We start from the raw sequence: 19,331 nt of genomic DNA on the forward strand, positions 1-19,331 counted from the left end.
CCATGCCGCGCTTCAGTCGTCGCTGTTCGGCGGCAATTCCGGAAACAATACCTCGGTAAAACCGAAGCGCGTAAAGTCGCGCACCCGCATGGGATACAGGATGCCTTGCAGGTGGTCGCACTCATGCTGCACCACGCGCGCATGGAAGCCTTCGGCGACGCGGTCGATGCTGCCGCCCATCAGGTCGTAGCCGCTGTATCTCAGGCGCGTATGGCGCGGCACCACGCCGCGCAGGCCGGGCACCGACAGGCAGCCTTCCCAACCATCCTCCAGATCGTCGGACAGCATTTCGAGCATCGGGTTGATCAGCACCGTCTTCGGCACCTTCGGCGCATCGGGATAGCGCGGGTTCCGGTCGAAGCCGAAGATCACCACCTGCAGGTCCACACCGATCTGCGGCGCCGCCAGCCCCGCGCCGTTGGCGTGGTCCATGGTGTCGAACATGTCTTCGATCAGCGTGCGCAGTTCAGGCGTATTGAAGCGCTCCACCGGCCGCGCCTGCTGCAGCTGGCGCGCGTCGCCCATCTTGAGAATCTCGCGGATCATGACTGCTCCCCCGGTTGGCCCGCGCCGACCGATTCCAGCAGCGCCAGCATTCCTGCCTCGTCGAGCACCGGTACACCCAGCGCCTCGGCCTTGTCGAGCTTGCTGCCAGCCTCGGCGCCGGCCACGACGTAGTCTGTCTTCTTCGATACAGAGCCTGCGACCTTGGCGCCCGCGGCCTCCAGCATTTCCTTGGCTGCCTCGCGCGACAGGCTCGGCAGCGTGCCTGTCAGTACGAAGGTCTTGCCCGCGAGTGGTGCCGGCGCGCGCGCGACGGGCTCGCTTTCCGGCCAGTGTACGCCTGCCGCGCGCAACTGCTCGATGACCTCGACGTTGTGCGGCTCGCCGAAGAAATTGACGATCGACTGCGCCACCACAGGGCCCACGTCGTTGACTTCAAGCAGCGCGGCCTCGTCGGCCACCATCAGTCCGTCGAGCTTGCCGAAATGGCGGGCCAGGTCCTTGGCCGTAGCCTCGCCCACGTGTCGAATTCCAAGCGAGAAGATGAACCGGTTGAACGTGGTGCTGCGCGAGGCTTCAATGGCAGCCACGAGGTTGCCCGCCGACTTGTCCGCCATGCGGTCCAATGCGGCAAGCTTGGCCACACCCAGTTTGTAGAGATCCGCCGGCGTGCGCACGATGCCCTGGTCGACCAGCTGCTCGACGACCTTGTCGCCAAGGCCTTCGATATCCATGGCGCGACGCTGCGCGAAATGCAGCAGCGCCTGCTTGCGCTGCGCCGCACAGATCAGGCCGCCCGTGCAGCGCGCGATGGCCTCGTCTTCCAGGCGCTCGATGTGCGAGCCGCATACCGGGCAGGCAGTCGGCATCACGAACGCGCGCGCATCGTCGGGGCGGCGCTCCAGCACCACGGCGACGACCTCCGGAATCACATCGCCGGCGCGGCGTACGATCACGGTGTCGCCGATATGCACGTCCTTGCGGCGCACCTCGTCCTCGTTGTGCAGGGTGGCATTGGTCACCGTCACACCACCGACGAACACCGGCTGCAGGCGCGCGACAGGCGTAATGGCACCGGTGCGGCCGACCTGCACTTCGATGTCCTCGACGATGGTGGTCATCTCCTGCGCCGGGAACTTGTGCGCGAGCGCGAAGCGCGGCGCGCGCGACACGAAGCCAAGCTGTTCCTGCTCGGCCAGCGCGTTGACCTTGTAGACCACGCCATCGATGTCATACGGCAACTGGTCGCGCTTCTCGCCCACCTTGCGGTAGAAATCGAGCAGGCCTTGTGCGCCTTTCACCACCGCGCGCTCGTTGCAGACGGGCAGGCCCATGGTCGCAAAGCCATCGAGCATCGCGCTGTGAGTAGCCGGACGTTCGATGCCCTGCAACTCACCGAGGCCATATGCGAAGAACGAAAGCGGACGCTTCGCGGTAATGCGCGGATCCAGCTGCCGCAGGCTGCCGGCCGCGGCATTGCGCGGATTGACGAACGTCTTATCGCCGGCCTCGGCCTGGCGCGCATTGAGCTTGTCGAAATCCCGGCGGTACATGAAGACTTCGCCGCGCACCTCGAGCACCGCAGGCGCCGCGCCGCGCAGCTTCAGCGGAATCGCCTTGATGGTGCGCACATTGACGGTCACGTCTTCACCGGTTTCACCGTCGCCGCGCGTGGCCGCCTGCACCAGGCGACCGTCTTCGTAGCGCAGCGACATGGCCAGGCCGTCGAATTTCAGCTCGCATGCGTATTCCACCCCTTCCGCGGCGCTGAACAAGTCCTGCTCGCCGCCTGCTGCGGCGCTGCGCCCGAGTCCTTGCGCGCAGCGTCGGTCAAAACCGGTGACGTCCTCGTCGGAGAAACCGTTGTTCAGCGACAGCATCGGCACGCGGTGGCGTACCGTATCAAAGGCCGACAGCGGCGCGCCGCCCACGCGTTGCGTCGGCGAATCGGGCGTCAGCAGTTCGGGATGCTCGGCTTCGAGTGCCTGCAGTTCGGTGAATAGCGCGTCGTACTCGGCATCCGGAATGGTCGGTGCGTCGAGCACGTAATACTGGTAGTTGTGGCGGTCCAGCTCGTCGCGCAGCCATTGCACGCGTTCCGCGGCAGTTGCGGGCGGCAAGCCGCCAGCCGGCGCGGAGGCATCGGCCTGCGCACCGCGATGGGTTGCGTTCATGACAGGCTCCCGCTAGACGCTGAACAACCGTGCCGCCACCGGCGAACCGGCCGGCATCCCGCGCGTTTCCAGCTTCTGGTAGAGGGCCTCGAGCTGGTTGAAGATCGCCACGAACGACGCCTCGGTCAACGGCCGCATATTGTCGTCGACTAGCTGCGCGCCCATGCGCTGGGCCAGCGAGTTGCCGTATTCGCAGACGGTCTTGAACGGCTTGCCGGCCTGGTCCGCCTGCGGCACGTCCAGCAGCAGCGTGATCTGGCCACCGCCCTTGACGGTCAGGTCATCGCGCAGGAAGTTGGTGTCGCCGAACTGCAGCGCGAACAGCGGGCGCTGCACCCCTTCTGCATTGGCGTGGTAGCGGATGAAACGCGTCCCGTCGCGCGACAGCACCAGCCCGTCCTGCGTCGCCACGCTCTGCACGTAGGCGGCCGACCACGGCGCACCATCGGAGATCACGTTGACGCCAAGCTGCACGTCGCTACTGGCCGCGAACGCGTCGAGTTCACGCGCGTTGGCCACCGTCTCGCCCATGTCCGGCAGTTCGGCCGAAGCATCGAGCGATTCCGCCAGCGCTTCGACGGCGTTCACGAATTCCGAGAACTCCAGCGCATTGAGGGGGCCGCTGCGGTTGGCGAGCTGCACCGCCACCTGCAGGTCTTCGTACTGATGGCCGGCCGTCACGGGTTCCCACGCATTGGCTTCCATGCGCAGGCCTTCGATATGGATCTGTTTGGTGCCAGCGCGGCGCAGCCGGCCGGTCAGCGGCAGGATACGGTCGCCGGACGCCTTGCGCTCCAGGTGCAGCGGCACGATGCAGTCGATCAGCGGATCGATCGTGGCCGGCATCGGCTGGCCTTCGGGAACCACCGGCTCGGGCTGAGGCTTCTTGATGGGCTGCACCACGGCTTCTGCCTTGGTTTCGGTCTCCACTTCGCCTTCGACTTCCGCTTCGAGTTCCGCCTCCGCAACGGCTGTTTCCGACGGCACTCCCGCCAGCGCGACCTCTTCGGCCACGACATCATCAGCGTCCGCCGAGCCGGCAGCGGCCGAGGCGGCAGCCGCAGCGAAGTCATGCTGCGCCGGGCGTGCAGCCGGCGTCAGCGTCGGCTCACGCCGCTCGACGTGCTCCTGATCAGGCGGCTCATGCAGCTTGGCAGCCACTTCAGGCGTGGTGGACTGGCCAACCACGGGCTCGCGCATCGGCGGCAGGTCGTCTTCGGGACGCAGTTCGCGCGGGCGGCGCGCCTTGCGGATCTGCCACTGGTTGTAGCCAAACAGCAGCGCAAGGAAAACGAGACCCGCAACGATCAGCGCGGTCTGTAGGTCCATGTTGAAGCTCATGCTGCCTCCGCCATCGAGACTGCCGCATCCATATCCACCGCCACGATGCGCGACACGCCCTGCTCCTGCATGGTCACGCCGATCAGCTGGTGCGCCATTTCCATGGCGATCTTGTTGTGCGAAATGAAGACGAACTGCGTCTTGTCCGACATGCGGGCCACCATATTGGCGTAGCGCTCCGTATTGGCGTCATCGAGCGGGGCGTCCACCTCGTCCAGCAGGCAGAACGGGGCCGGATTGAGCTGGAACATTGCGAACACCAGCGCAATCGCGGTCAGCGCCTTTTCGCCGCCCGACAACAAATGAATGGTTGAGTTTTTCTTGCCCGGCGGCTGCGCCATGACCTGCACGCCGGCATCGAGGATTTCCTCGCCGGTCATGATCAGGCGCGCCTGGCCGCCACCGAACAGCTGCGGGAACAGCTCGCCGAAATGGTGGTTGACCTGATCGAACGTGCCTTGCAGCAGCGCGCGGGTTTCCTGGTCGATCTTGGCGATGGCGTCTTCCAGCGTGGTGATCGCATCGTTTAGGTCGGCCGATTGCGCGTCGAGGAAGGTCTTGCGTTCGCGCGCCGCCGCCAGCTCGTCGAGTGCGGCCATGTTGACCGGGCCGAGCGCGTTGATGGCGTTGTTGATGCGCGTGACTTCGCCCTGCAGGTACGACGGCTTCAGGTCCCCCGTCAGCTTCTCGGCCAGCGCGACTTCGTCGACTTGCGCGGTCGTCAACTGCTCGCTGAACTGCTCCTGGTTCAGGCGCGCGGCCTGTTCCTTGAGCTGGCTCTCCGTGATGCGGTCTCGCAGCGGCTGCAGGCTGCGTTCGGCTGCCAGGCGCTGCTCGTCATGCTGTCGCAATTGCGCGGACAGCGCGTCGAGTTCGATACGCGCGGCGCCGAGCTTCTCTTCCTTTTCGGCACGGCGTTCGAGCGCATCCTGGAGGCCGGTGTGAGCCGTCTGCTCGTTGATCGTTTCCAGTTCCGCGCGCGCGTTCTCGAGCGATTCGACGATACGCTCGGCCTGGTCGCTCGCCACCTGGATATTGCGATGCAGTTCGTCGATGCGGCTGGCCAGGTTGCGCTCCGCAAATACCGCTTCCTGCGCCGCGCGTTCGAGGTCGCGCAACTGGTGGCGCGCCGACGACAGCTTGCTGTCGAGCGCCTCGAATGCCATCTGCTGGTCTTCGTGCGTAGCCTGCATCTCGGCCAGCGCCGAGTCATGCTGCTCGAAGCTCGCTTCGGATTCGGCGCGGATTGCGCGCTGTTCCTCGATCTGCGCGTTGATCTCCTCGAGTTCCTCGCGAATCTGGCCGCTGCGCGCGGCGTAGCGCTCCATCGCCTGCGACAGCTTCAGTACATCCATCTGCAAGGCATGCACGCGGCGCGTAGCCTGCTCGGCGCGCGTACGCGCGTCGGCCAGCGACTGGCTCGCCTGCGTATAGGCGGCTTCGGCACGTACGGCCTGGCTCTTGGCCTCGTCCGACAGCAGCATCTGCGCGCGCGCCTGCTTCTGCAGGTTCTCGATTTCCTGCTCGCGGGCCAGCATGCCGGCTTGCTCGGAATCGGCGGCGTAGATCTGGATTGCGTTGCGGCCGATCAGATGGCCTTCGGCCACGACGAACGATGCGCCTTCGGGCAGCGTGTTGCGTGCCCCCAGCGCCTGCGTCATGTCCGTAGCGGTGTAGATATCGGCCAGCCAGTCCTGCATCACCGCGCGGATGCCGGGCTCGGTGATCTGCACGAGCGACATCAGCGGGCGCAGGCCAGCCGGTGCCTCGACGGGCCTTGCCGCAGGCGGCGGCGTATAGAACGCCAGCTTCGCCGGTGGTGCATCCGACAGGAACGCCTTGACCCAGTCCAGGTTTGATACTTCCAGCGCGGCGAGCTTCTCGCGCAGCACCGATTCCAGCGCGTTTTCCCAGCCCGGCTCGATATGGACCTTCTTCCACAGGCGGGGCAGCTCGGCCAGCCCGTGCTTGGCCAGCCATGGCTGCACCTTGCCGTCGGTCTGCACGTTTTCCTGCAGCTGCTTCAGCGCGGCCAGGCGCGCCTCCAGTGCGGCAATCGCGGCGGCTTCGCTCTGTACGCGCTCCTGCGCGGCACGGCGCTCGCCATCGAGGCGCGGCACGCTGTCTTCGGCATCGGCCAACGTTGCCTGCGCCTCTTCCAGCACGGCTTCCTGCTCGGCCAGTTCCGCACGAGCCTGCTCGAGGCGCGTCTCGTCTGGTCGATCCAGGCCCTTTTCCTCGCCCGAAAGGCGTTCGCGGCGCTGTTCCAGTTGCTGGAGCATCTGGTCTGCGCTGCGCTGCTGCGCGGCTTCGAGCTTGAGTGCCTGCTCCGCCTGCATGATGCCGGCACGCTGCTCGTTGAGCAGTTGCTGGGCGTCACGCCACTGCGCCTCGAGCGTCGGCAGCTCGTCATTCTTCTGGGCCACCGCTTCCTGCGCTTCCACAGTGCGCCCTTCGGACACAGCGAGGTTTTCCTCGGCCTGCGCCAGTTCGTCGCTGGCCTGTTCCGATTTGCCCTGCCACTGCTCGCGCTGCGCCGTCAGTGCGGCAATCTGCGCCTGCACGCGGTTGCGCGATTCGACCACGTAGCGGATCTCGGCTTCCAGCTTGCTGACTTCGGCGTTGGCCTCATACAGCGCGCCTTGCGCGGCGTGCATGCCGTCGGACGCCGCGTAGTGCGCCACGCGCATGGTTTCGAGTTCTGCCTCGACATGGCGCAGTTGCGCGGTCTGGGCTTCCAGGTCGATCTGGGCCTGCTCGATGGCACGCTGGTGCCGCTCCTGCTCGATCTGGGCCTCGCGCTTGCGCAGCAACCACAGCAGGTGCTGCTTCTCTTCGCCGTCGGCCTGCAGCGTCTTGAAACGCTGCGCGACTTCTGCCTGGCCCTCAAGCTTTTCGAGGTTCGCGCCGAGCTCGCGCAGGATGTCTTCCACGCGGGTCAGGTTCTCGCGCGTATCGGACAGCCGGTTTTCGGTCTCGCGGCGGCGCTCCTTGTACTTGGAAACGCCGGCTGCTTCTTCCAGGAAGATCCGCATGTCATCGGGCTTGGCCTCGATGATGCGCGAGATCATGCCCTGGCCGATGATGGCGTAGGCGCGCGGACCCAGACCGGTACCCAGAAAAATGTCCTGGATATCTCGGCGCCGTACAGGCTGGTTGTTGATGTAATAGGACGAGGTGCCGTCGCGGGTCAGTACGCGCTTGACGGCCACTTCGGCATATTGGCTCCACTGCCCGGCGGCACGGCCTTCGGCATTGTCGAACACCAGTTCGACACTGGCCCGCCCCGCTTGCTTGCGGGCCGTGGAACCGTTGAAGATGACGTCCTGCATGGATTCGCCACGCAGCTCGGACGCACGTGACTCGCCCAGCACCCAACGGACTGCATCGATGATGTTGGATTTACCGCAGCCGTTGGGACCTACGATGCCTACGAGTTGACCGGGCACCTGGAAATTGGTCGGATCGACGAATGATTTGAAGCCCGCCAGCTTGATCGAAGATAGTCGCACGGTTGTCGTGTGGTATCGGCGCTGATGGCAGCGCGCGCAGCATTAGAGCGTTCAGGAATGAGCGGCGCACGCGGACGGCCGGACGCGGCGTGCCGCCAGCGTCCCTTCTCGCCCCCCGTGCCCGAGAATTGGCGGTAATCATACCATCGCCGAAGGCCCTTCCGGCCGCTCCGGCTGTGGGTTCCACGGCATTTTTCCGCCCCGGTTTCCCTTTGGCGGCAGCCATTTACGTGCGTTTCCGCAAGCACTTTTGCAATGTGCGCGCGACCGCGTTCCCAAGCGGTTATTTCACGACTGGGAAACTAACTAGGGTAAATGCTAGTCTCTCAGACATGCCAGCGTGACGCCGAATGCTCCCCCAGGGCGCCCGTCCCTCGTGGCATACGGCCTTTCTTGCGGAGGATCGAGCATGACCCAGTCGTCAGCGGCAGCTCTGCCGTGGTCTGTCAGCGAAATTGATTTCCGGGCAATCGAGTCCGAACGCGTGCGGGATAACCGCGACCTGTTCTACCTGCTGGTTTCGGCGTCGTTCATCGAGAGCGGATCCGATACCTACGCAGGCAACCTCGCTTCCTATTACGCCAGGGTGCCCGAGGCCGCCGGATGGCTAGCCGACCATTGGGAGGCCGAGGAACTGCAGCATGGGCTGGCACTGCGACGCTATGTCGAGCATGTCTGGCCAGAATTCGACTGGGAACGCGGCTACGAACGATTCTTCCAGGAATACAGCGCCACCTGCTCGATCGACCAGTTCGAACCGACCGAGGCGCTCGAAATGGCCGCCCGCTGCGTGGTGGAAACCGGTACGGCGGCCTACTACCGGGCCCTTGAGCTTGCCAGCGACGAACCGGTGCTGCGCGGCCTGACGCGGCGCATCGCCGACGACGAGGTCCGGCACTACAAGCACTTTTTCCGCTTTTTCAACCGCTTCGCGGAGTCCGAGCAGGTCGGGCGCGCCCGGGTGCTGGGCGCCCTGGCGCGGCGGCTTCTCGAGATCAAGAACGAGGATGCCGCCATCGCGCTGCGCAATGTACTGCGCATGGAGCGCGGGCAGGAAGATATCCCCGAACACGAAGTCAAGGCGCTCAACTCACGCGTCAGCGCCGTGGTCCGCCGTCACCTGCCCGTCGATATGACCGTGAAGATGCTGCTGCGCCCGCTCCACCTGCACAGCACCGTGGAGCGCGCCGTGCGCAAGCCGCTGGTGGCGGTGGTATCGCGGGTCATGCTGCACTGACCCTCGCCGGCTCAGGCGACCGCTTCGGCGCCGCCTGCCGCGGCTTCCGGTTTGACGCGACTGCGATGGACCAGGCCCGACAGGGCGCCGGCAGCAACAATGCAAAGGCCGCCCGCGGCCTCCTTCCAGCTCAGCGTTTCGGTCGCCAGCCACCACGAAGACACAGCGGCCACGACGATCTCGAAGAGCATCAGCAGCGACACGCGGTTGGCTGGCAGGCGCTGCAGGCCATACTGGACCACCGAATTGCTCAGTACGAGCACGGCTGCGAGCGCCGCCACCAGCGCCGCCACGGCCGCGCCCGCCCCGGGGACGATCGCCGCCGATTGGGCATCGAGCAGCAGCGCGCAAGGCACGCCCACCACCGTGCAGCCGAGGTAGACCACCACCGTGCGAAGTCGCGCATCCATATCGGGAAACTGCTGTCCGGCGCGCCGCGACAGCACGTTGTTAACGGCAAAGCCCATACCGCCGACCAGCCCGGACCATTCCGCTGCGTTGCCCGGGAGCGGCACGCCGACCTCGGGCGTCCAGAGCATCAGTCCGGCACCCGACAGCGCCAGCGCAACCAGCCCCAGGCCAGCCGCCGACAGCCGCTCGCCGAGGAACAGCCGCGCAAACAGCGCAGTCCAGACCGGGGTCAGATAGAACAGCAGCAGCACGCGCATGACATGCCCGTTCACGCTGCCCCAGACAAAGCCCGCATTCGTGACGCCGGCCGCCAGGCCGATGGCCACGAACAGCCAGGACGCACGCATGCCCCGCAGGTGCTTGCGGAACGCCAGCAACGAAATGACGGCTGCAGCACAACTCACTAGCGCGGCCGCACTCATGCCGCCCAGGCCCCAGCCGGCGAGCACCCGGTACGGAAACCATGCGATGCCCCAAACCGAGGCACCGATCAAAATGGAAAGCGATGACTTGACCGAATGGCGGTCGGCGGCGCCATATTTCGCCGCAATATTATTCTTGGTCATTTGGAAATAATTACGCGTAGGACGCAGGCCCGGGAAATCGCACGCATCCGCCGCGGGCATCACATACCAGTGATGCCCGGCATCCGCACACCAGATGCGCCGCGCGGGCCGCGCCAATGCGCGGGATACCGTGCCGTTCCTTTATAATGCTGGGTTTCAACCGGCCCCATCCAGAACGTGAATCCGCGCCTCGACCTGCTCCAGCCCTACCCCTTCGAGAAACTGCGCGTGCTGTTCGCGGAGGTGAAACCGGCCGACAAGCCGGCAATCAGTTTCGGCATCGGCGAACCCAAGCACCCCACGCCTGAATTCATCAAGAAGGCGCTGGCCGAGTCGCTGGCGGGGCTGGCGAATTATCCCACAACGGCTGGTTCCGATGCACTACGACAGTGCATCGCCACCTGGCTGGAGCGCCGCTACGGCCTGCCGAAGGTCAATGCGGCGACCGAAGTGCTGCCAGTGACGGGCTCGCGCGAAGCGCTGTTCGCCTTCGCGCAGACCGTGGTCGATGGCACGCGCTCCGGCGCGCTGGTGCTGTGTCCGAACCCGTTCTATCAAATTTATGAAGGTGCCGCGCTGCTGGCGGGTGCCACGCCAGTGTTCGCGAACAGCGACCCGGCGCGCAACTTCGCCCCGGCGTTCGACCGCATTGCCGACGATGTCTGGAAAAATGTCCAGCTCCTCTTCGTCTGCTCGCCGGGCAACCCAACCGGCGCTGTGCTGTCGCTGGAAGACTGGAAGCAACTGTTCGCGCTCTCGGACAAGTACGGCTTCGTAATCGCCTCAGACGAGTGCTACTCCGAGATCTACTTCGATGAGAGCCGCGCGCCGCTCGGTGCGCTGGAGGCCGCCCACAAGCTCGGCCGCGGCTTCGAGCGGCTGGTGATGTTCTCGAGCCTGTCCAAGCGCTCCAACGTCCCGGGCCTGCGCTCCGGCTTCGTCGCCGGCGATGCCGCGCTGCTCAAGAAATTCCTGCTATACCGTACCTACCACGGCGGCGCGATGAACCCGGCCGTGCAGACCGCCAGCACTGCGGCCTGGAACGACGAAGCCCACGTGCGCGAGAACCGCGCCGCCTACGTGCGCAAGTTCAGCGAAGTGACGCCGATGCTGGCCGAGGTGCTGGACGTGGCGCTGCCCGATGCCGGTTTCTACCTGTGGGCCGATGTTTCGCGCACGGGCCTGAATGATGTCGAGTTCGCCGCGCAGCTGCTGGCGGCGCAGAACGTCACCGTGCTGCCGGGCAGCTACCTGGCGCGCGAAGCCGATGGCATCAACCCGGGCGCCAACCGTGTGCGCATGGCACTGGTCGCCACGCCGGAGGAATGCCTGGAAGGCGCGCGGCGCATTGTGGAATTCTGCAAGTCGCTGGGCTGATCCATCGGATCGAACGAACTCCCGTGGCGCGGCCCGACCGCCGCGCCTTCTCCAAACAACCACTGAAGAAACGCAAATGACGCAAGCTCTGCAAGCCCTGATCGACCAGGCCTGGGAAGACCGCACCAGCCTGTCGCCGAAGTCCGCCCCCGCCGATATCCGCGAGGCTGTCGCCAACGTCATCGGCCAGCTCGACGCCGGCACGCTGCGCGTGGCCGAAAAGCAAGGCAAGGACTGGATCGTCAACCAGTGGGTCAAGAAGGCCGTGCTGCTGTCGTTCCGCCTGGAAGACAACGCGCCCATGAGCGCAGGCGGCTTCGCCCAGTTCTACGACAAGGTGCCGACCAAGTTCGCCAACTGGAGCGGCGACGACTTCGCCAAGGCCGGCTTCCGCGTGGTGCCGCCCGCTGTGGCACGCCGCGGTTCGTTCATCGCCAAGAACGCCGTGCTGATGCCGTCGTACGTGAACATCGGCGCCTACGTCGATGAAGGCACCATGGTCGACACCTGGGCCACCGTCGGTTCGTGCGCGCAGATCGGCAAGAACGTCCACCTGTCGGGCGGCGTGGGCATCGGCGGCGTGCTGGAGCCGCTGCAGGCCAACCCGGTCATCATCGAAGACAACTGCTTCATCGGCGCACGTTCGGAAGTCGTGGAAGGCGTGATCGTCGAAGAGAACTCGGTCATCTCGATGGGCGTGTACCTGGGCCAGTCGACCAAGATCTACGACCGCGAAACCGGCGAGATCCACTATGGCCGCGTGCCGGCCGGCTCGGTTGTGGTCGCGGGCAACCTGCCGTCCAAGGATGGCAAGTACAGCCTGTACTGCGCCGTGATCGTCAAGAAGGTCGACGCGCAGACCCGCGCCAAGACCAGCCTGAACGACCTGCTGCGCGGCGACTGATCGTCCGCGGCCGGCCCGGCCTGACGCTCTGCCAAGCGTGGAGCGCAGCCGGGCCACCCTCTGCATCACCCCGCCACACCGCCCGCGACGTGCCCTCCCTCCGCAAGCGACTCATGGCCCTGGACCCCACCACCGTCAGCACTGTCCTCTCCCTCCTGCCCACGATCCTCGAACAGGCCAACAAGACCATCGACAAGATCAAGAAAGGCCGGCGCAGGGACGATGCCGTGGAAGGCGGCCCCGCGGCGGAACCGCGCGACCCGGCTGTGCGCATTGCGGAACTGGAAGCCGCCGCCGTGCAGCAGGCCGAAGCGGTCAAGCTGCTCGCCGAACAGCACGCTATTACCATCGATGCGCTGCGCAAGGAAGCCGCGCGGCTGGATCGCCGCCTGCGCCTGATGACGGCCGTGGCGATGGCAGGCGTGGCACTGGGCCTCGGCGGCCTGGTGATCGCACTGAATCTGCTTTTCCGCTGAACCGCAGCACAACATACAACAAGCCATGACCGTCCTGCTCTACGGCATCCCGAACTGCGACACCGTCAAGAAGGCGCGCACCTGGCTGGACGCCAACGGCGTTGCCTACACCTTCCACGATTTCAAGAAGCAAGGCGTCGATGAAGCGATGCTGCGCGGCTGGCTCAAGCACGTGCCGCTGTCGACGCTGCTCAACCGCAAGGGCACCACGTGGCGCGCACTGTCCGACGCCGACAAGGCCCGTGCCGAGCAGGAAGCCGGCGCCATCGCGCTGATGCAGCAGAGCCCGTCGCTGATCAAGCGCCCGGTGCTCGCGCACAACGGCAAGGTCTCCGTGGGTTTCTCCGCCGACCAGTACGCCAGCCAGTTCTGAATTTTTTGTCCTCCCATGACCGCCACCCTTGCCCTCACCGAAGACCTGATCCGCCGCCGCTCCGTCACGCCCGCGGACGAAGGCTGCCAGGCCGTGCTGGAAACGCGCCTGAAGGCGCTCGGCTTCACGTGCGAAGCCATTGTCAGCGGCCCCGACGATTTCCGCGTGACCAACCTGTGGGCCGTGAAGCGCGGCACGCAAGGCACGGACGGCAAGCTGCTGGCCTTTGCCGGTCACACCGACGTGGTGCCGACCGGCCCGCTCGAACAATGGAACTCGGACCCGTTCGAGCCGACGCACCGTGACGGTCGCCTGTATGGCCGTGGCGCAGCGGACATGAAGACGTCGATCGCCGGCTTTGTCGTGGCGGTCGAGGAATTCGTCAAGGCGCATCCGGCCCATGCGGGCTCGATCGCGTTCCTGATCACCAGCGACGAGGAAGGCCCGGCGCACGACGGTACCATCAAGGTCGTCGAAGCGCTGAAGGCGCGCGGCGAACGCCTGGACTACTGCGTGATCGGCGAACCCACGTCGGTCGACACGCTCGGCGACATGGTCAAGAACGGCCGCCGTGGCTCGCTGTCGGGCAAGCTCGTCGTCAAGGGCGTGCAGTGCCATATCGCCTACCCGCACCTGGGCCGCAACCCGATCCACGAAGCCGCGCCCGCGCTGGCCGAGCTGGCTGCCGAGGTATGGGACCAGGGCAACGAGTACTTCCCGCCGACGAGCTGGCAGATGTCGAACATCCACGGCGGCACCGGCGCGACCAACGTCATCCCGGGCCACGTCACGATCGACTTCAACTTCCGCTTCTCGAGCGCAAGCACGCCCGAAGGCCTCAAGTCCCGCGTGCATGCGATCCTGGACAAGCACAAGCTCGAATACACGCTGGACTGGACGCTCGGCGGCGAGCCGTTCCTGACCCCGCGCGGCGACCTGTCCGATGCGCTGTCGGCCGCCATCGAGGCCGAGACCGGCGTCAAGACCGAACTGTCGACCACGGGCGGCACATCCGATGGCCGCTTCATCGCCAAGATCTGCCCGCAAGTGATCGAGTTCGGGCCGCCCAACGCGACCATCCACAAGATCGACGAGAACGTCGAAGTCCGCTTTATCGATCCGCTCAAGAACGTCTATCGCGGCGTGCTCGAACGGCTCATTGCCTGATCGCCTGCCGATCGCTCCCCCCATCGACCACAGGACTCCACGACCATGGCAACCCCCTCCCCGCTGCGCACCGTGCGCGACCTGCTGCGCCTGGCGGTGTCGCGCTTCACCGCCGCGCGCCTCTCGTTCGGCCACGGCAGCGCCAATGCCTATGACGAAGCCGCCTACCTGGTGCTGCATACGCTGAACCTGCCGCTCGATACGCTCGACCCGTTCCTCGACGCGCGTCTGTTGCCCGATGAAATTGACGCGGTGATGCGCGTCATCGACCGCCGCGTCAACGAACGCGTGCCGGCCGCCTACATCACGCATGAGGCCTATATGCACGGCCTGCGCTTCTACGTCGATTCGCGCGTGATCGTGCCGCGCAGCTTCATCGGCGAACTGCTGCAGGAAGGGCTGGAGCCGTGGATCGGCGAAACCAGCCAGGTCGGCCCGGTGCTGGAGCTTTGCACGGGTTCGGGCTGCCTGCCGATCATTGCGGCCCATGTCTGGCCCAATGCGCAGATCGACGCCGTCGACATCTCGCCCGACGCGCTCGCCGTGGCCCGCCGCAACGTGGCCGACTACAAGATGCAGGACCGCATCCACCTGTTCGAGGGCGACCTGTACGCGCCGCTGCCGGCAGGGGCCACGTACGACGTGATTCTGACCAACCCGCCGTACGTCAACGAATCGTCGATGCAGGCGCTGCCGCCCGAATACCTGGCCGAGCCGCGCATTGCGCTGGCCGGCGGTGACGACGGCATGGACGTGGTGCGCCGGATCATCGCCGGCGCCAAGGCGCGGCTGAACCCGGGCGGCGTACTGGTCGTGGAGATCGGCAACGAGCACGCCAATGTGGAAGCGGCGTTCCCGAACCTCGAAATCGTCTGGCTGCCCGTGAGCGCGGGCGACGAGCAGGTGTTCCTGCTGACCTACGATGCCCTGCCCGGCTAATCGGCCCGGCCGGCTGCTGCGCCCCGGGTTCCTGAAGTCCTGAATCTGCAGCACCCATAACAAGAACAATGACCGGAGACGACCTCCAGGCCCTGCCTCACGGCGGCGCCGCTTCCTCCCGGGATGCCGCGACACGCGGCATTGCCATCCTGACCTTTGCGTTTGCGCTAAGCCAGTTCTTCCGCTCCTGCCTGGCCGTCATGGCGCCGGAACTGCAGCACGATTTTGGTCTGTCTCCGGCCGGTTTCGGCGCGCTGTCCTCCTCCTTCTTTCTCGCGTTTGCCGTGGCCCAGATTCCTGTCGGGATTGCGTTCGACCGCTATGGCGTAGGCAAGCCCACGGCATGGCTGCTGGCGGTCGGTGCAGTCTCGTCGATCGGGTTCGTCGCAGCGCCCAACGGTGCAATCGCCACGCTCGCGCAGGTTGGCCTGGGCCTGGCCTGCGCGCCGGTATTCATGGGACTGCTGCATTTCGCATCCGAACAGCTCTCCGAGCGCGACTACACGCGCGTAGTCAGCAAATCGAACGCCATGGGGATGATCGGCGCGCTGTGCGCGACCGCGCCGCTCGGCTGGGCGACCGAACTGGTTGGCTGGCGCATGTCGATGTCCGTTTCTGCGCTCGGCATGGTCGCCGCGGCATGGGGCGTCTCGCGCTTCGTGCGTGACACCGGCCATGCCGAGGCACGCAGCGCCTCGTGGCCGTCGATGCTCACGCAAAGCGTTCGTCTGCTGGGCCTGGCGCCGCTGTGGACGCTGATCCCGCTTTGCGTCGCCATGGCTGCCGGCACGGCATTCCGCAACGCGTGGAGTGGCCCGTATCTGGCCGATGTCTATGGACTCAGTTCAGGTTCCCGCGGCGTGGCGCTCACACTGCTGAGCGTGGCCGGCTTCGTCACGGCATTTCTGCTGCCTGTACTGGTGCGGCGCAGTACGCTCAAGACTGCCATCCTCGCGTGGTCGTGCGTGTCGATGTCCGGTGCCGTGATGCTGACGGCGTGGCCCGATTCTGGCGTGGCAAGCGGCGTTGCGATGATGGCGCTGCTGTCGACCATCGGCATGCTGCATCCGCTGGTCATGGCTCAGGGGCGTAGCCTGATTCCGCCGTCGAAGCGCGGGCGTGGGCTTGGACTGCTCAATACGTTCGTGTTTCTTGGCTCCGCGCTGACCTCGTGGGGGTACGGGTTGATTGCCAATATGGGGCATGTGCAGCGCTGGGGAGAGCCCGCCACGTATGCAGCGATTTTCCTGTCGGCAGCGATGTTGGTGGCTGCGGCGTTGGTGCCTTATTTCTTTAGTCCGGCACAGGGCAACCATTGAATCTGGTGCGGTAACACATTCGCTCTGACAAAGCAGCAGTGAAGACGGCGCGCATGACGCCACCCCGCAGCGTCGCGACGCACTTCATTCAGACATCGCTCAGTCCTCCAGACCTGTCATGAGAGCAAAGCAGCAGGCGCGCGTTAGGTAACCGGCTTTGCAGACGGCACCTCAAGGACGAACCACGCAGACTTCACCGGAAGGAACGACTTCCCCCTTGCACGATGACGATCTCGATGATCGCAATATCTTGGCGAAGGCAAAGCGCCTCCCCGTCTAATGATGGGCGAACAACGCGATCAGGATGATGAGCGGAATGGGTACGCCAAGCATGTAGAGCAGGATCGAACGCATGATTGTGTCCTGTCGAAAATTGAACTTAGAAGTCGCGTTGCCGCCCGCCAATCGTGGCGGTCAGGCTCGCAGCGAATGCGCCCATCAACAGCGAGACGAAAAGCCAAAGTGAAACGTGGATGCCAGCTTTTCGGGCTTTGTCGGCCGCATCCTTTGCGGCGGCTTTGAGGTCAGCAAATCGTTGCTGAAGCTGCGAATAGGTGGCAATGACACGTGTCTGTGCGGCGTCAAGCGAAGACCCTATTCGCTGCGAAACCAGCCGTGCGGCATAGCGGGCGTCACTGGACGACAGCGGGGCACCCGAAGCAAGACTGTTCAGGAATATGCGGACGACTTCCTTCTTGTCTGCTGCAGTCACGTCGGGGGTGGCATTAGAGTTTGCTGCTGCAGAGTCGGACTGACGAAACAGACCATCGACAAGATAGCCCATTGGCCACGCATCCAGCGCGGCAGACGCGTTGCCACGATCCTTCAATGTGCCCATTGCTCCACCAGTCGCACTGACCGACGCTACCTGCGCAGTCACGTGAAAGAGCCCTGAGGCTGCAGAAGTGACGAAAATCGCCGTCACGAGCGTCGCAGATGCCCAACTCAGGAAGCCGTGCGCGGTATCCCGGAAATAGGTCTCGTCCCCGTGGACCGCCACCCAGCGTTTCCTCAGCCGTCCGGCCAAATAGCCGCCCAGGCCGGAAGCGAAGATCTGTGTCACACAAATCCAGACGATAGCCGCGACGCCGAAGCGGGCGGCGCTTTCGCCCGCGGGCGCCCAAGGGGAAATGGCCGCCAGCCCGAGCCCCGACCCCAGCATCAATAGGATGAGAGAAAACGCCGCGGCAGCGACCCCGCCCGCGAGAATCGCTCCCCACGATACCGCGCTGGCAAACGCCTCAACCGACGGCGGGTCTTCGACGATCGCGTGGCGCCGAGTGTCTTCGAACTCGCCCATGTGGACCTCCTTGTCCCATGTTTGTAAGGGACTGATCTCCAGTGCCCTACGGACGGGAAGGAAGAAAGCACTACCTGTGCCTGCCATGTCAGAGCCACGTTTCCATCCCTTTCTCAAATTGAGAGCTTTAACATTGCGCTACAAGACGTTCAGATTCGCTGTGCCAGCCAGGCAACTCATGAAAGTAAGACTGGCTTCGCACCGGTAAATTTTGCGTGCAGTGTCATTCGCACCATGGCGAAAGGCTGGCCGATAACTCGACGCCCAGGCGCCGAATAGCCGTTATCCCAAAAAGCCGAGCCCGTTGTCGCGCCCGGTTGAAGGGCGGTAACGGGGTCGGTCAGAGACGGCCGCGGCATCTGGGCGCAAAGGCGCCCCGGCGCGATTTATCCTGCCAAGCCCTTGTTCGGGTTGATCAGGTACTTCTCCCCCGTCGCTCGCTTGTTGTAGACGGCGATCATGTCCAGATCCAGTACCTCGGCCAGCGAGATCTCTTTTGAGTAGTGGCTCGCAAAGGTGGTCTTCAGCTCCGCGACCACGCGTTGCTTCAGCGCGTTGGCCCGCTCGCGCCCGATCCTCTGCAGGAACGGGAACAGCAGCCAGCCACCCATGCCCCACGCCATGCCGAAGTTGCGATTGAACTCGGTGGGGCTTGTGTCCAGGCCACCGTAGAGGTAGACCTGCTTGTGGGTGGTCGAGCCATAGCGGCTGTATTCGCGGGCCGATTTGTTCAAGGCCGCTTCCATGCAGGTGAGGATCTGCCCGCCGAGTTTGCCGCCACCCGTGGCGTCGAACGCGATCGTCGCGCCAGTGGAGACGAGTGCCTCGGTGAGGTCCTGCATGAACGTGGGCGACGCGGCGTTGCAGACGTGGACCGCACCTTGTGCCTTGAGCAAGTCCGCCTGCTCTTGCTTGCGCACGATGTTCACCAGCTTGATGCCATCCTTGAGACAGATCTGATTGAGCATCTGGCCCAGGTTGGAAGCCGCCGCGGTGTGCACCAGGGCGCTATGTCCTTCGAGGCGCATGGTTTCGACCATGCCGAGTGCCGTGAGCGGGTTGACGAATGACGACGCGCCGTCAGCAGGTGTGGCGCCTTCGGGAAGGACCAGGCACTGGTCCGCAGGAATGCAGCGGTACTGCGAGTACATCGCGCCGCCGATGGCAGCCACAGTCTTGCCCATCAAGGCTTGCGCTGCCGGGGACGAGCCTGCCTCGACGACCACTCCCGCGCCCTCGTTGCCAACCGGCATGGACGCATCCAGGCGGCCCGCCATGCTGCGCATCGCGCCTTCCGGAACGCGCGCGGTGACTATCGGGCGCTCGGCCGTGCCGCCGGCCTTGGCCGTGCTCATGTCCGCAGCACCGAACAGCAGGCCGAGATCGGACGGGTTGAGAGGAGAGGCTTCAATGCGGATGAGCACTTCATCCGGACCAGGGTGCGGCGTGTCGATGCTGTCTAGCGACAGCTCGAGCTCACCGCTGCTCTTGATTCGCGAACGAAGTTGAAGTGCACTGTGCATTCGATATCTCCTTGGTCTGTCGGTTTGCGGTGAGCGGGGCAGCAGCGTGGGGCTGTTTTCGCCAGCAGCCAGCAATGTAGCAAGTTCCTGCGGATCCCGTACTGGGCGGGCGACTCAGGTCATGCGTGGGCCGACAGGCCATCATGCATCGCAGTGATAGTGGTTGATAGCGGGCAATCTCCTGGCGGATTTTCAGACGTGGCCACAG

15 protein-coding genes are annotated in these 19,331 nt (G+C 65.0%); 8 read left to right on the plus strand and 7 right to left on the minus strand.

Annotated elements, in window-relative coordinates:
- Positions 1–12 precede the first annotated feature (12 nt).
- The 4 genes from def to smc are packed head-to-tail and all read right to left on the minus strand — an operon-like array spanning position 13 to position 7,531.
- Positions 13–546 (minus strand): peptide deformylase, encoded by a 534-nt coding sequence (def, locus tag ACIGJG_RS09725; protein WP_483672275.1) that lies wholly within the window; start codon positions 544–546, stop codon positions 13–15.
- Entirely contained in the window at positions 543–2,678 is a 2,136-nt protein-coding gene (gene ligA / locus ACIGJG_RS09730; protein WP_011298049.1) for an NAD-dependent DNA ligase LigA, read from the minus strand. The genes def and ligA overlap by 4 nt, the downstream gene beginning before the upstream one ends.
- Before the next feature lie 12 nt (positions 2,679–2,690).
- Positions 2,691–4,019 (minus strand): cell division protein ZipA C-terminal FtsZ-binding domain-containing protein, encoded by a 1,329-nt coding sequence (locus ACIGJG_RS09735; RefSeq protein WP_011298050.1) that lies wholly within the window; start codon positions 4,017–4,019, stop codon positions 2,691–2,693.
- Positions 4,016–7,531, minus strand: a complete 3,516-nt coding sequence (gene smc / locus ACIGJG_RS09740) for a chromosome segregation protein SMC (protein ID WP_011298051.1) — start codon at positions 7,529–7,531, stop codon at positions 4,016–4,018. The genes ACIGJG_RS09735 and smc overlap by 4 nt, the downstream gene beginning before the upstream one ends.
- A gap of 409 nt (positions 7,532–7,940) precedes the next feature.
- Between smc and ACIGJG_RS09745 the strand changes: the two genes are divergently transcribed.
- Positions 7,941–8,768: a ferritin-like domain-containing protein gene (locus ACIGJG_RS09745; protein ID WP_011298052.1), complete on the plus strand. Its 828-nt coding sequence runs from the start codon at positions 7,941–7,943 to the stop codon at positions 8,766–8,768.
- 11 nt (positions 8,769–8,779) lie between these two features.
- Here the strand turns inward: ACIGJG_RS09745 and ACIGJG_RS09750 are convergent, their stop codons facing one another.
- Entirely contained in the window at positions 8,780–9,745 is a 966-nt protein-coding gene (locus ACIGJG_RS09750; RefSeq protein ID WP_140949516.1) for a DMT family transporter, read from the minus strand.
- A 177-nt stretch (positions 9,746–9,922) separates the two neighbouring features.
- Between ACIGJG_RS09750 and dapC the strand changes: the two genes are divergently transcribed.
- The 7 genes from dapC (at position 9,923) to ACIGJG_RS09785 (ending at position 16,300) form a co-directional block, all read left to right on the plus strand.
- On the plus strand, positions 9,923–11,122 hold the full coding sequence (dapC, locus tag ACIGJG_RS09755; protein ID WP_483672276.1) for a succinyldiaminopimelate transaminase: 1,200 nt from the start codon (positions 9,923–9,925) through the stop codon (positions 11,120–11,122).
- Between the two features lie 76 nt (positions 11,123–11,198).
- On the plus strand, positions 11,199–12,026 hold the full coding sequence (gene dapD / locus ACIGJG_RS09760) for a 2,3,4,5-tetrahydropyridine-2,6-dicarboxylate N-succinyltransferase (protein WP_011298055.1): 828 nt from the start codon (positions 11,199–11,201) through the stop codon (positions 12,024–12,026).
- A gap of 113 nt (positions 12,027–12,139) precedes the next feature.
- The gene (locus ACIGJG_RS09765; RefSeq protein WP_181184388.1) at positions 12,140–12,502 is read left to right on the plus strand and encodes a hypothetical protein; all 363 of its coding nucleotides are present in this window, start codon (positions 12,140–12,142) and stop codon (positions 12,500–12,502) included.
- Between the two features lie 25 nt (positions 12,503–12,527).
- Positions 12,528–12,875, plus strand: a complete 348-nt coding sequence (locus tag ACIGJG_RS09770) for an ArsC family reductase (protein ID WP_140949518.1) — start codon at positions 12,528–12,530, stop codon at positions 12,873–12,875.
- Between the two features lie 15 nt (positions 12,876–12,890).
- Entirely contained in the window at positions 12,891–14,042 is a 1,152-nt protein-coding gene (dapE, locus tag ACIGJG_RS09775; protein WP_483672277.1) for a succinyl-diaminopimelate desuccinylase, read from the plus strand.
- Positions 14,043–14,087: 45 nt separating this feature from the next.
- A complete protein-coding gene (gene prmB, locus ACIGJG_RS09780) occupies positions 14,088–14,981 on the plus strand; it encodes a 50S ribosomal protein L3 N(5)-glutamine methyltransferase (RefSeq protein ID WP_483672278.1) in 894 nt (297 codons plus the stop codon).
- A gap of 68 nt (positions 14,982–15,049) precedes the next feature.
- Positions 15,050–16,300, plus strand: coding sequence for an MFS transporter (locus tag ACIGJG_RS09785; protein ID WP_011298060.1), 1,251 nt, complete (start codon positions 15,050–15,052; stop codon positions 16,298–16,300).
- A 379-nt stretch (positions 16,301–16,679) separates the two neighbouring features.
- On the opposite strand, the gene ACIGJG_RS09790 is transcribed toward ACIGJG_RS09785, so the two are convergent.
- Both ACIGJG_RS09790 and ACIGJG_RS09795 read right to left on the minus strand, forming a co-directional pair.
- On the minus strand, positions 16,680–17,600 hold the full coding sequence (locus tag ACIGJG_RS09790) for a hypothetical protein (protein ID WP_483672279.1): 921 nt from the start codon (positions 17,598–17,600) through the stop codon (positions 16,680–16,682).
- A gap of 386 nt (positions 17,601–17,986) precedes the next feature.
- The gene (locus ACIGJG_RS09795) at positions 17,987–19,123 is read right to left on the minus strand and encodes a zinc-binding dehydrogenase (protein WP_483672280.1); all 1,137 of its coding nucleotides are present in this window, start codon (positions 19,121–19,123) and stop codon (positions 17,987–17,989) included.
- Between the last annotated feature and the right edge of the window lie 208 nt (positions 19,124–19,331).

Source organism: Cupriavidus sp. C1SS-2L, assembly GCF_057073735.1.

What these genes read in the sequence shown, in the direction of transcription:
- ACIGJG_RS09785 (WP_011298060.1), top strand. Translation starts at nt 15,050, where the DNA reads ATGACCGGAGACGACCTCCAGGCCCTGCCTCACGGCGGCGCCGCTTCC.
- ACIGJG_RS09790 (WP_483672279.1), bottom strand. Translation starts at nt 17,600, where the DNA reads ATGGGCGAGTTCGAAGACACTCGGCGCCACGCGATCGTCGAAGACCCG.
- dapD (WP_011298055.1), top strand. Translation starts at nt 11,199, where the DNA reads ATGACGCAAGCTCTGCAAGCCCTGATCGACCAGGCCTGGGAAGACCGC.
- ACIGJG_RS09765 (WP_181184388.1), top strand. Translation starts at nt 12,140, where the DNA reads ATGGCCCTGGACCCCACCACCGTCAGCACTGTCCTCTCCCTCCTGCCC.
- ligA (WP_011298049.1), bottom strand. Translation starts at nt 2,678, where the DNA reads ATGAACGCAACCCATCGCGGTGCGCAGGCCGATGCCTCCGCGCCGGCT.
- dapE (WP_483672277.1), top strand. Translation starts at nt 12,891, where the DNA reads ATGACCGCCACCCTTGCCCTCACCGAAGACCTGATCCGCCGCCGCTCC.
- prmB (WP_483672278.1), top strand. Translation starts at nt 14,088, where the DNA reads ATGGCAACCCCCTCCCCGCTGCGCACCGTGCGCGACCTGCTGCGCCTG.
- ACIGJG_RS09750 (WP_140949516.1), bottom strand. Translation starts at nt 9,745, where the DNA reads ATGACCAAGAATAATATTGCGGCGAAATATGGCGCCGCCGACCGCCAT.
- ACIGJG_RS09770 (WP_140949518.1), top strand. Translation starts at nt 12,528, where the DNA reads ATGACCGTCCTGCTCTACGGCATCCCGAACTGCGACACCGTCAAGAAG.
- ACIGJG_RS09745 (WP_011298052.1), top strand. Translation starts at nt 7,941, where the DNA reads ATGACCCAGTCGTCAGCGGCAGCTCTGCCGTGGTCTGTCAGCGAAATT.
- ACIGJG_RS09795 (WP_483672280.1), bottom strand. Translation starts at nt 19,123, where the DNA reads ATGCACAGTGCACTTCAACTTCGTTCGCGAATCAAGAGCAGCGGTGAG.
- def (WP_483672275.1), bottom strand. Translation starts at nt 546, where the DNA reads ATGATCCGCGAGATTCTCAAGATGGGCGACGCGCGCCAGCTGCAGCAG.
- ACIGJG_RS09735 (WP_011298050.1), bottom strand. Translation starts at nt 4,019, where the DNA reads ATGAGCTTCAACATGGACCTACAGACCGCGCTGATCGTTGCGGGTCTC.